General features: G+C 70.9%; 16 protein-coding genes. 15 read left to right on the top strand and 1 reads right to left on the bottom strand.

The window, feature by feature from the left end:
* The first annotated feature begins 73 nt into the window (after positions 1-73).
* From secY to B1A86_RS08420, 13 genes are all read left to right on the top strand, one after another.
* Positions 74-1,381 (top strand): preprotein translocase subunit SecY, encoded by a 1,308-nt coding sequence (gene secY / locus B1A86_RS08480; protein ID WP_036317778.1) that lies wholly within the window; start codon positions 74-76, stop codon positions 1,379-1,381.
* A gap of 51 nt (positions 1,382-1,432) precedes the next feature.
* A complete protein-coding gene (locus B1A86_RS08475) occupies positions 1,433-2,050 on the top strand; it encodes an adenylate kinase (RefSeq protein ID WP_078025927.1) in 618 nt (205 codons plus the stop codon).
* 4 nt (positions 2,051-2,054) lie between these two features.
* Positions 2,055-2,897, top strand: a complete 843-nt coding sequence (map, locus tag B1A86_RS08470) for a type I methionyl aminopeptidase (protein WP_078025926.1) — start codon at positions 2,055-2,057, stop codon at positions 2,895-2,897.
* 204 nt (positions 2,898-3,101) lie between these two features.
* Complete coding sequence (gene infA / locus B1A86_RS08465) at positions 3,102-3,323, top strand: translation initiation factor IF-1 (RefSeq protein ID WP_010080397.1); 222 nt, start codon at positions 3,102-3,104, stop codon at positions 3,321-3,323.
* A gap of 35 nt (positions 3,324-3,358) precedes the next feature.
* Positions 3,359-3,472 carry a 50S ribosomal protein L36 gene (gene rpmJ, locus B1A86_RS08460; RefSeq protein ID WP_002857509.1) on the top strand — a complete coding sequence of 38 codons (114 nt, stop codon included), beginning with the start codon at positions 3,359-3,361 and terminating at the stop codon, positions 3,470-3,472.
* A 274-nt stretch (positions 3,473-3,746) separates the two neighbouring features.
* On the top strand, positions 3,747-4,115 hold the full coding sequence (gene rpsM, locus B1A86_RS08455; protein ID WP_017487821.1) for a 30S ribosomal protein S13: 369 nt from the start codon (positions 3,747-3,749) through the stop codon (positions 4,113-4,115).
* Positions 4,116-4,198: 83 nt separating this feature from the next.
* On the top strand, positions 4,199-4,603 hold the full coding sequence (gene rpsK / locus B1A86_RS08450; protein ID WP_002857513.1) for a 30S ribosomal protein S11: 405 nt from the start codon (positions 4,199-4,201) through the stop codon (positions 4,601-4,603).
* A gap of 132 nt (positions 4,604-4,735) precedes the next feature.
* Entirely contained in the window at positions 4,736-5,734 is a 999-nt protein-coding gene (locus B1A86_RS08445; protein ID WP_078025964.1) for a DNA-directed RNA polymerase subunit alpha, read from the top strand.
* 75 nt (positions 5,735-5,809) lie between these two features.
* Positions 5,810-6,538 carry a 50S ribosomal protein L17 gene (gene rplQ, locus B1A86_RS08440; RefSeq protein ID WP_078025925.1) on the top strand — a complete coding sequence of 243 codons (729 nt, stop codon included), beginning with the start codon at positions 5,810-5,812 and terminating at the stop codon, positions 6,536-6,538.
* A gap of 114 nt (positions 6,539-6,652) precedes the next feature.
* Positions 6,653-7,546 (top strand): tRNA pseudouridine(38-40) synthase TruA, encoded by an 894-nt coding sequence (gene truA, locus B1A86_RS08435; RefSeq protein WP_078025924.1) that lies wholly within the window; start codon positions 6,653-6,655, stop codon positions 7,544-7,546.
* A 277-nt stretch (positions 7,547-7,823) separates the two neighbouring features.
* Positions 7,824-8,267 (top strand): 50S ribosomal protein L13, encoded by a 444-nt coding sequence (gene rplM / locus B1A86_RS08430; RefSeq protein ID WP_002857519.1) that lies wholly within the window; start codon positions 7,824-7,826, stop codon positions 8,265-8,267.
* A gap of 41 nt (positions 8,268-8,308) precedes the next feature.
* On the top strand, positions 8,309-8,797 hold the full coding sequence (gene rpsI / locus B1A86_RS08425) for a 30S ribosomal protein S9 (protein WP_036381561.1): 489 nt from the start codon (positions 8,309-8,311) through the stop codon (positions 8,795-8,797).
* A 200-nt stretch (positions 8,798-8,997) separates the two neighbouring features.
* Positions 8,998-9,891, top strand: coding sequence for a polyphosphate kinase 2 (locus tag B1A86_RS08420; protein ID WP_078025923.1), 894 nt, complete (start codon positions 8,998-9,000; stop codon positions 9,889-9,891).
* A 65-nt stretch (positions 9,892-9,956) separates the two neighbouring features.
* Here B1A86_RS08420 and B1A86_RS08415 read toward each other — a convergent pair whose 3' ends face one another.
* The gene (locus B1A86_RS08415; RefSeq protein ID WP_078025922.1) at positions 9,957-10,757 is read right to left on the bottom strand and encodes a peptidoglycan recognition family protein; all 801 of its coding nucleotides are present in this window, start codon (positions 10,755-10,757) and stop codon (positions 9,957-9,959) included.
* Positions 10,758-10,917: 160 nt separating this feature from the next.
* Here B1A86_RS08415 and glmM point away from each other — a divergent pair, with 160 nt between their 5' ends.
* The gene (gene glmM, locus B1A86_RS08410; protein ID WP_176726097.1) at positions 10,918-12,273 is read left to right on the top strand and encodes a phosphoglucosamine mutase; all 1,356 of its coding nucleotides are present in this window, start codon (positions 10,918-10,920) and stop codon (positions 12,271-12,273) included.
* Between the two features lie 8 nt (positions 12,274-12,281).
* Positions 12,282-12,509, top strand: a complete 228-nt coding sequence (locus tag B1A86_RS08405; RefSeq protein WP_010080407.1) for a hypothetical protein — start codon at positions 12,282-12,284, stop codon at positions 12,507-12,509.
* Positions 12,510-12,543 lie beyond the last annotated feature (34 nt).

Below are 12,543 nucleotides of genomic sequence, written 5' to 3'. Positions count from 1 at the left end.
CCCGGTGTGGCCGCCGTCTCGTGCCCCGCCCCGCGGCCGGCGCGCGCCCCACAGGACCACCGCAGGAGGACTCGTGCTCAAGGCCATCGCCCGGATCGTCCGGACGCCTGACCTGTTGCGGAAGATCGCCTTCACGCTCGCGCTCATCGCCGTCTACCGGATGGGCGCCTTCGTGCCGGCCCCCGGGGTGGACTACCCGGCGGTGCAGCAGTGTCTCGCGGCGGGCAACGCCCAGGGCGGCCTGTACTCCTTCGTGAACATGTTCTCGGGCGGGGCGCTCCTGCAGGTGTCCGTCTTCGCGCTCGGCATCATGCCCTACATCACGGCGTCGATCATCGTGCAGCTGCTGCGCGTGGTGATCCCGCGCTTCGAGCAGCTCCACCAGGAGGGCCCGCAGGGCCAGGCGACGCTGACGCAGTACACCCGCTACCTGACCCTCGCCCTCGCCCTGCTGCAGGCGACCACGATGGCCTCGCTGGCCCGCACCGGGGCTCTGCTCGGATGCAGCCTGCCGCTGCTGCGCGACGGCTCCATCCTCACGGTGCTGCTCGTGGTCATCGCCCTGACCACCGGCTGTCTCATCGTCATGTGGTTCGGCGAGCGGATCACCGAGAACGGCGTGGGCAACGGCATGTCCCTGCTGATCTTCACCTCCATCGCGGCGGGCTTCCCGGCCGGCCTCGGCCAGGTGGTCCAGACGCAGGGCTGGCGCGTGTTCGCGATCGTCATGGGGATCGGCCTGCTCACCATGCTGGCCATCGTCTTCGTGGAGGAGTCGCAGCGCCGGATCCCGGTCCAGTACGCCAAGCGGCAGATCGGCTCGCGGACCGTGGGCGGGTCGAGCACCTACATCCCGGTCAAGGTGAACATGGCCAACGTCATCCCGGTCATCTTCGCCTCCTCCGTGCTGATGCTCCCGAGCATCCTCATCCAGTTCAACACGCCGCAGGACGGCAGTGCGCCGGCCCCGTGGATCACGTGGCTGAGCCGGTACTTCGGCCCCGGCGACCACCCGGTGTACATGGCCCTGTACTTCCTGCTCATCATCGGCTTCACGTACTTCTACGTGTCCATCACGTTCAACCCGGTGGAGATCTCGGACAACATGAAGCGCTACGGCGGCTTCATCCCCGGCGTCCGCGCCGGCCGGCCCACCGAGCGTTACCTGCAGTACGTCATCAGCCGCATCACGCTCGTGGGCGCCCTCTACCTCGGTATCGTGGCCATGATCCCGCTGATCGCCTTCGCGGTGATCGGCACCAGCCAGAACTTCCCGCTCGGCGGCACGTCCATCCTCATCATGGTGGGCGTCGGCCTCCAGACCGTGAAGCAGGTCAGCGCACAGATGGAGCAGCGCCACTACGAGGGCCTGCTGCGCTGAGCCCCGACCCGATCCCGCAACGCCGTCCGTATCGACAGTGAGGAACACACGATGACCCGCATGCTGCTCATGGGCCCTCCCGGTTCCGGCAAGGGCACCCAGGCCACCCGGATCGCCGACAAGCTGGGGATCGTCCCGATCTCCACCGGTGACATCTTCCGCCACAACGTGAAGTCGATGACGCCGCTCGGCGTCGAGGCCAAGAAGTACATCGACAACGGCGACTTCGTGCCCGATGAGGTCACGAACCGCATGGTCGCGGACCGCATCGCCCAGGCCGACGCGGAGCACGGCTTCCTGCTGGACGGCTACCCGCGTACGAAGGGCCAGGTCGAGGCGCTGGACGCCATGCTCGCCGAGGCCGGCCTGTCGCTCTCCGCCGTCGTCGAGCTGGAGGTGCCCGACGAGGAGCTCGTGGAGCGCCTGCTCAAGCGTGCTGAGATCGAGGGCCGCGCGGACGACACCCAGGAGGTCATCGAGCACCGCCTGGACCTGTACCACCGCGAGACCGAGTCCGTCATCCAGGAGTACGTGGAGCGCGGCATCGTCGCCCGCGTGGACGGCACCGGGCAGATCGACGACGTCACCGAGCGCCTGCTGCAGGCCGTGTACTCCGTGCGCGCCGCCACGGGCTCCCTGCCCGTGATCCAGCCGGGCGCGGAGTCCTGACCCCGTGATCGGCCGCCGCTCGCTCGAGCTCAAGACCGCCCCCCAGCTGCAGGCCATGCAGCGCGCGGGGGTGGTCCTGTCCGAGGCGCTGGACGCCACGCTGGCCGCGGCCGCGCCGGGCGTCACCACCGCGGAGCTGGACGCCGTGTTCGCGGGCGTGCTGGCCGAGCGCGGTGCGACCTCCAACTTCCTGGGCTACTACGACTTCCCGGCCTCGATCTGCACCTCGGTCAACGACGAGGTCGTGCACGGCATCCCCGGGGACCGGGTCCTGCAGACCGGCGACGTGCTGAAGGTCGACGGGGGCGCGATCGTGGACGGCTGGCACGCCGACTCGGCCCGCACGGTGATCCTGGGCTCCTCCGAGGCCGGCACCGCGGGCCCGGCCGACGAGCGCCTCTCGGCGATCACGCGGGAGGCGCTCTGGGTCGGCATCGCGGCCTTCGCCTCCGCCACCCACGTCGGGGACATCGGGGACGCCATCGACGACTTCGTCTCCGCGCAGCCGGGCGAGGAGCTCGGCATCCTCGAGGAGTACGTGGGGCACGGCATCGGCTCGGCCATGCACCTGCCCCCGGACGTGTTCAACTACCGCACCGGCCACCGGGGCCCCAAGATCCGCCCCGGTCTGGCGCTCGCCATCGAGCCGATGCTGGTGCGTGGCTCCATCGACACGAAGGTGCTCGCGGACGACTGGACCGTGGTGACCCTCGACGGCGCCCGCGCCAGCCAGTGGGAGCACTCGGTCTGCCGGCACGACGGCGGTGTGTGGGTGCTCACCGCGCCCGACGGCGGCGCCTCCGAGCTCGCCCGGTTCGGCGTGGTCCCGGTCCCGCCGGGGGAGTGAGCGGCCCGAGCTGTCGGCCGTCCGTCCCGCCCGTCCGGCGGACCGGGCGGCCGTCGTCGTCTGTGCTGGTTCTCAGACCGAGAATGCGGTATCATCGAACGTTGTTCGTGTGCGCGCACTCGTGTGCGCCGGCGAGCAGACCCGTTCCCGCCCCGTCACCCGGCCCTCCGCGGCCGTGCCCGGGGCATGACGATTGTGGAGGACATGGCTAAGAAGGAAGGTGTCATCGAGGTCGAGGGCACGGTGTCGGAGGCATTGCCGAACGCGATGTTCCGGGTCCGTCTGCAGAACGAGCACGTCGTGCTCGCCACGATCTCCGGAAAGATGCGTCAGCACTACATCCGCATCCTCCCCGAGGATCGCGTCGTGGTGGAGCTTAGCCCGTACGACCTCAACCGGGGTCGGATCGTGTACCGATACAAGTAAGAACCCCCGTCCAAGCGAGCGCAGGAGGAAGAGCCGTGAAGGTTCAGCCGAGCGTGAAGCGGATTTGTGACAAGTGCCAGGTCGTGCGCCGTAAGGGCCGCGTGCTGGTGATCTGCTCGAACCCGCGCCACAAGCAGCGCCAGGGCTGATCGCCTCCCCGGGAGCCCGGGGAGCGACGCCGTCGCGTTGACCACACCACCCACCGGCCATCGGGCCGAACAGCAGGGACAGCGGTCCACCCCGTGAGGGGAGGGCCCCCACCTCCGGCCGCAGGGGCCGGAGACCGACGACGGCGGACGCCCGCCGCGGAGCACGCCGGATCTTCCCCGGCGCCGCGACGACGGGTCCGCGAGGCCCAGTGCCGCGTCGTGCGGGACGTCCCTGGTGCAGACCCCTGCTGCAGAAGAACAGGAGGACGGCCACATGGCTCGTCTTGCAGGCGTTGACATTCCGCGCGAGAAGCGCGTGATCATCGCACTCACGTACATCTACGGTGTGGGCAAGACCCGCGCTGAGGAGACCCTCGCCGCCACGGGCATCGACCCGAACATCCGCGTGAAGGACCTCTCCGACGAGCAGCTGGTGCAGCTGCGCGACCACATCGAGGGCAGCTACAAGGTGGAGGGCGACCTCCGCCGCGAGGTGGCCGCCGACATCCGTCGCAAGGTGGAGATCGGCTCCTACGAGGGCCTGCGCCACCGCCGCGGCCTGCCGGTGCGCGGCCAGCGCACGAAGACCAACGCCCGTACCCGCAAGGGCCCCAAGAAGACGGTCGCCGGCAAGAAGAAGTGATCCTGCACCGGCGGTGACCGCGTCCACGTCCGGACGCCCCGCCCGCAGCATCAGCACCAGCAGCTTTCCCGGAGGAGAATCACATGCCCCCCAAGACTCGCGCATCGGCTGCCCGCAAGCCGCGTCGCAAGGCCAACAAGAACATCACCGTGGGCCAGGCCCACATCAAGAGCACGTTCAACAACACCATCGTGTCCATCACGGACACCACGGGTGCCGTCATCTCCTGGGCCTCGTCCGGCGAGGTCGGCTTCAAGGGGTCGCGCAAGTCGACCCCGTACGCCGCGCAGATGGCCGCCGAGCAGGCCGCCAAGCGTGCGCAGGAGCACGGCATGAAGAAGGTGGACGTCTTCGTGAAGGGTCCGGGCTCGGGCCGCGAGACCGCCATCCGCTCCCTGCAGGCCGCCGGCCTCGAGGTGGGGTCCATCCAGGACGTCACCCCCATGGCCCACAACGGCGCTCGCCCGGCGAAGCGCCGCCGCGTCTGACCTGAGCGCTGTGTCCGCGTCCGCCCCCGCCCGGGGCGGACGCGGACAGGTCTGCGGACCTGCCCCCACCCCGTCCTCGTTTCCACCCACCGCGTGCGTCATATGGCGGACGCTCGCCGAAAGGAAATGTCCGTGCTCATTGCACAGCGCCCCACGCTGACCGAAGAGGTCGTCTCCGACCGTCGTTCCCGGTTCGTCATCGAGCCCCTGGAGCCCGGCTTCGGCTACACCCTCGGCAACTCCCTGCGCCGCACTCTGCTCTCGTCGATCCCCGGTGCTGCCGTGACCAGCATCCGCGTGGACGGCGTGCTGCACGAGTTCAGCACCGTCAACGGAGTCAAGGAGGATGTCACCGAGATCATCCTCAACATCAAGAAGCTCTCCGTCTCCTCGGAGAACGACGAGCCCGTGGTGGCCTACCTGCGCAAGCAGGGGGCCGGCGTCGTCACCGCCGCGGACATCACCGCGCCGGCCGGCGTCGAGGTCCACAACCCGGACCTGCACATCGCGACCCTGAACGCGAAGGGCAAGTTCGACATGGAGCTGACCATCGAGCGCGGTCGCGGCTACGTGACCGCCGCCCAGAACAAGTCCGCGGATGCGGAGATCGGCCGCATCCCGGTCGACTCCATCTACTCACCGGTCCTCAAGGTGACCTTCAAGGTCGAGGCCACCCGTGTGGAGCAGCGCACCGACTTCGACCGTCTGATCCTGGACGTGGAGACCAAGGAGAACATGCTGCCGCGTGACGCGGTGGCCTCTGCCGGCTCCACCCTGGTCGAGCTGTTCGGCCTGGCCCGCTCGCTCAACGTCGAGGCCGAGGGCATCGACCTGGGCGATGAGCCCGATGTCGTCGAGGGCTCCGCCGACCTGGCTCAGCCGATCGAGGAGCTCGAGCTCACCGTGCGCTCGTACAACTGCCTCAAGCGCGAGGGCATCCACACCGTGGGCGAGCTCGTGGGCCGTTCCGAGGCCGACCTGATGGACATCCGCAACTTCGGCGCGAAGTCCATCGACGAGGTCAAGGAGAAGCTCCAGGAGCTGGGCCTGTCCCTCAAGGACTCGCCGGCCGGCTACGACCCGCAGGCGCACGCGCGCCAGATGGACGACGACCCGTTCTCGGACTTCTGAGCCGATCCCGCACCACCTGACATCTTCGACCCGACGCCGCAGCCGGCTGAAGGGTCCCACCCGAGGAGAAACACCATGCCTACCCCCACCAAGGGTCCGCGTCTGGGCGGCAGCCCGGCCCACGAGCGCATCATGCTGGCGAACATGTCCGCCCAGCTGTTCGAGCACAAGTCGATCACCACGACGCTCACCCGCGCCAAGCGCCTGCGCCCCTACGCCGAGCGCCTGATCACCTTCGCCAAGAAGGGCGATCTGCCGGCCCGCCGCAAGGTGCAGGGTCTCATCGCCGCCAAGAACCGCACCAACAAGGCGGTCGTGCACGAGCTGTTCACCGTGATCGGCCCCGCGATGGCCGAGCGCAACGGCGGCTACACCCGCATCACCAAGATCGGCAACCGCCATGGCGACAACGCGCCCATGGCCGTGATCGAGCTGATCATGGACCCGATCTCCGGCAAGCAGGCCGTGGTGCGTGAGGCCGAGCAGGCCGCCGCGTCCGCGCCGGCCGCCCCGGCCGAGTCCACCCCGGTGGAGGCCGTCGACCCGGCCGCCACCGAGGAGGTCACCGTGGCCGAGTCGCAGGAGACCGCCGCCGAGATCGACGGCGCCGTGCCCACCACCGAGGACGGCTCGGCTCCGGCCGAGGCCACCATCAAGGGCAACGCCAGCTCGAAGAAGTACCACGTCCCCGGCTCGCGCTGGTATGACCAGACCACCGCCGAGGTCTGGTTCTCCACCGTCGAGGAGGCCAAGGCCGCGGGCTTCGAGCCCGCCGGTGGCGAGGCCGCCCAGAAGATGGCCTGACGCCATCGCGTGAGTCCGCGTCCGTCCCCGTGACGACGCATCGGCGAAGGGCCGTCCACCACTCGGTGGGCGGCCCTTCGCCGTCCCCGGCCCCGCCCCGCTGAGAGGAGCAGCATGAGCGAGCAGCACCGCCCGGACGCCCCGACGGCGCCCGGGGAACCCCCGTCCGTGCGAGTCCGCCTGGGCCTGGCCTACGACGGCGGCACCTTCCACGGCTGGGCCCGCCAGCCCGGTCTCGACTCGGTCCAGGGTGCGCTGGAGGACGGGCTCGAGCGGATCCTGCGCCGGCCCGTGCGCACGGTGGTCGCCGGCCGCACCGACGCGGGGGTGCACGCGCGCGGCCAGGTCGTCCACCTCGACCTGACCGAGACGGAGTGGGCGGGCCTGACCCGCGGCCGGCCCGGCCTGGAGCCGGCCACCTCCCTCATCCGACGCCTCGGCGGGGTGCTCTCCGGGTGGGGCGGGGCCGTCGTCGTGCACGGGGCGCGGCGGGCCCCCGCGGGCTTCGACGCGCGGTTCAGCGCGCTGTGGCGCGAGTACGAGTACCGGATCGACGACGCACCCGCCGCGCGTGATCCGCGCACGCGGGGCTTCACCCACTGGCACGGCGCCGCCCTGGACGATCGCCTCATGGCGCTGGAGGCCGACGCCGTCCTCGGACTGCACGACTTCCTGTCCTTCTGCCGGCCCCGCGCGGGCGCCACGACCATCCGCGAAGTCCAGCACCTGGAGGTGCGACGCGATGAGGACGGCGTCGTGCGCGTCCGGATCCGGGCCGACGCGTTCTGCCACAACATGGTCCGGGCGATCGTCGGGGCGCTGCTCCAGGTGGGGGAGGGGGCACGCGAGCCCGGCTGGCTCGCGCACCGGGTGGCGAGGCCGGCCCGCGACTCCGAGGTGCGCCTCGCCCCGCCCGGGGGGCTGACGCTGCTCGCCGTCGGCTATCCCGACGAGGCGGAGGAGCTGCACCGGCGCGCCGAGGGCACCCGGGCGAAGCGGACCCTGTGAGCCGGGGCGGCCCGCGGTGGCGGCTTTTGGCTCCGGGGCCCGCGTTCGGTAGGATGGGTGGACGTTGCGCATGCCCGCACCCGGATGCGTCGTGCCGCGAGTGGCTCAGTTGCATGGCCTTCAGCTCGCGCCGCACCCCCGGGGCATCGGGCCCGGACGCCTTCCAGCCCTCACCTGGGGGACCGGCGCGCACGGAGAACTGACAGCGCGAGCGCGCCGGAATCACGACCCGGCGGGCAGGTGCTGTGGACCACCACCGACCCTGAAGGCAGACAACGTGCGTACGTACTCTCCCAAGCCTGGCGACGCCGACCGTCAGTGGCACATCATCGATGCCACCGACGTCGTCCTCGGCCGCCTGGCCTCCCACACCGCCACCCTCCTGCGCGGCAAGCACAAGCCGACGTTCGCCCCCCACATGGACATGGGCGACTACGTCATCATCGTGAACGCCGAGAAGGTCGCCCTCACCGGCGCCAAGCTCGAGAAGAAGCGCGCCTACCGCCACTCGGGCTACCCGGGCGGCCTGAAGTCGCAGTCCTACGCCGAGCTGCTCGAGACCAACCCGGTCCGCGCCGTGGAGAAGGCCGTCAAGGGCATGCTCCCGAAGAACTCGCTGGCCGCCCAGCAGCTCTCCAAGCTGAAGGTGTACAAGGGCGCCGAGCACCCGCACACCGCCCAGCAGCCCCAGACCTTCGAGATCGGCCAGGTCGCCCAGTGACCCCGGCGGGCCACTGACGCAGACCTTCCCTGAGGAGAACCATGAGCATCAACGAGAACGACGACGTGGAGCTGACGAGCTACACCTCTGAGTCCACCGCCACCGCCGAGGCCCCCGCCGCCTCCGAGCGCCCGGCCCTGACCGTGCCCGGCTCCGCCGTCGGCCGCCGCAAGGAGGCCGTGGCCCGCGTGCGCCTCGTCCCCGGCTCCGGCCAGTGGACCATCAACGGCCGCGCCCTGGAGAACTACTTCCCGAACAAGCTGCACCAGCAGGAGGTCTCCGACCCCTTCACGCTGCTGGAGCTGACCGGCGCCTACGACGTGATCGCCCGCATCCACGGCGGCGGCCCCTCCGGCCAGGCCGGTGCGCTGCGCCTGGGCATCTCCCGCGCCCTCAACGAGATCGACCGCGAGCACAACCGCCCGGCGCTCAAGAAGGCCGGCTTCCTGACCCGCGACGCGCGCGTCATCGAGCGCAAGAAGGCCGGCCTCAAGAAGGCCCGCAAGGCCTCGCAGTTCTCGAAGCGCTGATCCTGCGCCGCACGGTGTCCCCACCGTGCCCCCGCCGACGCCCCGTCCCGCTCCTCACGAGCGGGGCGGGGCGTCCGCCGTCTCCGTGGGCCGGCGGCACCTGACCCAGAGGTAATATGAAGACGCATGGCGACGACGCCATGACGGGCCGCTCGCCCGTCCGGTGCGCGGTCCGGTCGAAGACACCCTCAGGAGCCGCCGTGGCCGAGAACACGAGTCCTACGCCCGACCCCCGCACCCGTGGCGAGCACGGCACGGAGCACACCGCGCAGGCCCCCTTCGCCGTGACCCGTGACTACGCCGCCGAGGTGGACGAGATCCGGGAGCTGGGCCGCAAGCTCGGCGGGGAGAAGAAGACCCCCACCCCGGACCCGCAGGCCTGGCGTGAGGGCTACCCGTACAAGACCAAGCTCAGCCGCAAGAGCTACGAGCGACGCAAGCGTGAGCTGCAGATCGAGCTGCTGAAGATGCAGCTCTGGGTCAAGGAGACAGGACAGAAGGTCCTGATCATCTTCGAGGGTCGCGACGCCGCCGGCAAGGGCGGCGCCATCAAGCGCTTCAACGAGCACCTCAACCCCCGCGGTGCCCGGACCGTGGCCCTGGAGAAGCCCACGGAGGAGGAGGCCTCGCAGTGGTACTTCCAGCGCTACATCCAGCACCTCGAGTTCATGCGCGAGACCCCTGAGCTGGAGCGCATGCTCCTCAACTCCGGCGTGCACATCATCAAGTTCTGGTTCTCCGTGTCCCAGCGTGAGCAGCTCAATCGCTTCGCCGCGCGGGAGACCGACCCCGTGCGTCGCTGGAAGCTCTCGCCCACCGACCTGGCCTCCCTGGACAAGTGGGACGACTACACGAACGCGAAGGAGGCCATGTTCTTCTACACGCACACGGCCGACGCCCCGTGGACCGTCGTGAAGTCGAACGACAAGAAGCGCGCCCGCCTCGAGGCCATCCGCCACGTGCTGCACACGCTGCCCTACCCGGACAAGGACGAGCGCATCGTCCACCGCCCCGACCCGCAGATCTGCGGCCCGGCCAACGAGCTGGCCGAGTACGGCGAGGTCTCGGGCGGATCGTTCCCGCGCGTGCGCTGACCGGGCCGCACACGACGGCGCCCCTCACCTTCCGGTGAGGGGCGCCGTCGTGTGCGGGGGCGGGTTCAGCCGCGCTCCTCCTCCACGTACTCCGGGGTGACGTGTGCGTCGTCGAAGAGGTTGTCCGCCCCGAAGCCCTCCGAGACGTGGTACTCGCCCGAGGCCAGGGAGAGGCGGACGTCCTCGCGCAGGATCGGCAGCTTGGCGTAGAACGCGTCGCCGCAGCAGCTGGTGGCGGTGACGTCGCGGTGGCCGATGATGCGGGACGGCGGCAGCTCGTACTGCTGGCAGATGTAGGCGACGAGCGGCACCAGGCCGGCGTAGAGGCTCTGCGGCGGCGGGTTCAGCATGTACAGCCCCTCGCACTCGATGCCGAGCGCATACGCGTTGAAACCGAGCGCGTGGACGCCGAGCATGAACGTCTGTCCGCCCTCGAGCGCGTGCCGGGAGCCGTGGCGGCCCTCCATCGCGAAGCCGCCGCGGGAGACGGTGAAGTGCTGGCCGGTGTCGCCCCAGTCGTTCGCGGAGCCCATGTGCGCGTTCTGGACCACCTGCGCGATGCTCTCCGCCGCCTCCCGGGAGCCGTCCGTGACGTTGGGAGTGGTGGTGTGGTGGATCACCAGGTAGGAGGGGCGCTCGTTCAGGGTCTGCAGGTAGTAGTTGGGCTGCATGGCGCCCCACTGCGCGGTGGTGATGATGTCCGGGGCGGGCAGACGGGTGGCCTGCTCGTCGCCCTCCGAGCTCTGCTCGGCCTGCTCATCACGCCCGCAGCCGGCCACGCCGGCGGCGATCGCCAGGCCCGTGCCGCCCAGCACGCTGCGGCGCGTCCAGGAACGGGAGGGCGGGGGCGGGGTCACGTCGGGCATGGATCGAGGTCCTTCGGGTTCGGGGCGGGGCCTCCCGGGCGGATGTGAGCGGACGGGCGCGGCCGCGGGGGCTCGACCGGTCCGATGCTACCGCCCCCCGGCCCGTTTCGTGACCCTCCCGTGATGCAGGCCGCAGGGGCGGCCCCTACACTGACTGATCATGTCGAGATTGTTCGGAACCGATGGCGTCCGTGGCCTGGCCAACGAGACCCTCACCGTGGAGTTGTCCGTCCAGCTGGCCCAGGCCGCCTCGCCCGTCCTCGGCGCGGAGGCCTTCGACGCCGGCCGACGCCCGGTCGCCGTCGTGGCCCGGGACCCGCGCATCAGCGGCGAGTTCATCACGGCCGCCGTGCAGGCGGGCCTGGCGTCCTCGGGCGTGGACGTGTGGGACGCTGGCGTGCTGCCGACCCCCGCCGCCGCCTATCTCGTGGGGGACCTGGACGCCGACTTCGGCGTGATGATCTCCGCCTCCCACAACCCGGCCCCGGACAACGGCATCAAGTTCCTCGCGCGCGGCGGCGAGAAGCTGACCGACGCGCAGGAGGACGAGATCATCCGCCACCTCGAGGGCGTGACGCCGCGACGGCCCCAGGGCGCGGACGTGGGCCGCGTGCGCGTCTTCGCGGATGCCGAGGACCGCTACGTCCTCCACCTCCTGCAGACCCTCCCGCACCGGCTGGACGGGCTCAAGGTCGTCCTGGACTGCGCACACGGCGCGGCCGCCGGCTGCTCGCCCGAGGCGTTCCGCGCCGCCGGCGCGGAGGTCGTGGTGATCGGCGCGTCCCCGGACGGGCTCAACATCAACGACGGCTACGGCTCCACCCACCTCGAGAAGCTCCAGGCGGCCGTGCGCGAGCACGGCGCGGACCTGGGCATCGCGCACGACGGCGACGCTGACCGGTGCCTCGCCGTGGACGAGCGCGGCGAGGTCGTCGACGGCGACCAGATCATGGGCGTCATGGCCGTGGCCCTCAAGGACCGCGGCGTCCTGCGGGATGACACCCTGGTCGTGACCGTCATGTCCAACCTGGGCCTGAAGCTGGCCATGGGCCGGGAGGGCGTCCAGCTCGTCGAGACCCAGGTGGGCGACCGCTACGTCCTGGCCGGCATGAAGCTCGGCGACTACTCGCTCGGCGGCGAGCAGTCCGGCCACGTGATCTTCTCGGACCACGCCACCACCGGCGACGGGGTCCTCACCGGCCTGCAGCTCGCCTCCCGCGTCGCCGAGACCGGCACCCCGCTCTCCGAGCTGGCCGCGGTGATGGACCGGCTGCCCCAGGTCCTCGTGAACGTGCGCGGCGTGGACAAGTCCCGCGCCGCCGAGGACGAGGCCGTCCAGGCGGCGGTGGCCGAGGCGGAGGCCCGCCTCGGCGAGACCGGCCGCGTGCTGCTGCGCCCGTCGGGCACGGAACCGGTCGTGCGCGTCATGGTCGAGGCCCCGGACGAGGAGACCGCCGGCCGGGAGGCCCAGGTGCTGGCCGACGTCGTGCAGCGCGAGCTGCGCCTGCACGACTGACCGGACCGATGACGTCGGACGCGGCCCCCCGGCCCCGCCGCTGGACCCTGTTCGCGGGGCTGCTCGCGGGGCTGGCGGTCCTGTGGTCGGCCGCGTTCCTCGCCGTGGATGCGCCCGTGTGTGCGCGGCAGAGCGCCCCCGTGGAGTGGTTGCCGTGCCTGGATCCGGACCGGCAGGACTCGGAGGTCGCCCCGGACGCCGGGTCCAGCGCGGACCGGACGACGTCGCGGCCCTGAGGGCACGGCCCCGGTGCCGCCGAGGGCATGAAGG

It is taken from the genome of Micrococcus sp. KBS0714, from assembly GCF_002008305.4.
In the GTDB taxonomy this organism is placed as follows: domain Bacteria; phylum Actinomycetota; class Actinomycetes; order Actinomycetales; family Micrococcaceae; genus Micrococcus; species Micrococcus luteus.
The sequence above is the reverse complement of the archived record's forward strand: the minus strand, read 5'-3'. Positions and strand labels throughout refer to the sequence as shown.

Excerpts from the sequence above, each read along its gene's own strand:
- rpsM (WP_017487821.1), top strand. The coding sequence starts at position 3,747 with ATGGCTCGTCTTGCAGGCGTTGACATTCCGCGCGAGAAGCGCGTGATC.
- rplQ (WP_078025925.1), top strand. The coding sequence starts at position 5,810 with ATGCCTACCCCCACCAAGGGTCCGCGTCTGGGCGGCAGCCCGGCCCAC.
- glmM (WP_176726097.1), top strand. The coding sequence starts at position 10,918 with ATGTCGAGATTGTTCGGAACCGATGGCGTCCGTGGCCTGGCCAACGAG.
- rpsI (WP_036381561.1), top strand. The coding sequence starts at position 8,309 with ATGAGCATCAACGAGAACGACGACGTGGAGCTGACGAGCTACACCTCT.
- truA (WP_078025924.1), top strand. The coding sequence starts at position 6,653 with ATGAGCGAGCAGCACCGCCCGGACGCCCCGACGGCGCCCGGGGAACCC.
- infA (WP_010080397.1), top strand. The coding sequence starts at position 3,102 with ATGGCTAAGAAGGAAGGTGTCATCGAGGTCGAGGGCACGGTGTCGGAG.
- B1A86_RS08405 (WP_010080407.1), top strand. The coding sequence starts at position 12,282 with ATGACGTCGGACGCGGCCCCCCGGCCCCGCCGCTGGACCCTGTTCGCG.
- rpsK (WP_002857513.1), top strand. The coding sequence starts at position 4,199 with ATGCCCCCCAAGACTCGCGCATCGGCTGCCCGCAAGCCGCGTCGCAAG.
- B1A86_RS08415 (WP_078025922.1), bottom strand. The coding sequence starts at position 10,757 with ATGCCCGACGTGACCCCGCCCCCGCCCTCCCGTTCCTGGACGCGCCGC.
- B1A86_RS08475 (WP_078025927.1), top strand. The coding sequence starts at position 1,433 with ATGACCCGCATGCTGCTCATGGGCCCTCCCGGTTCCGGCAAGGGCACC.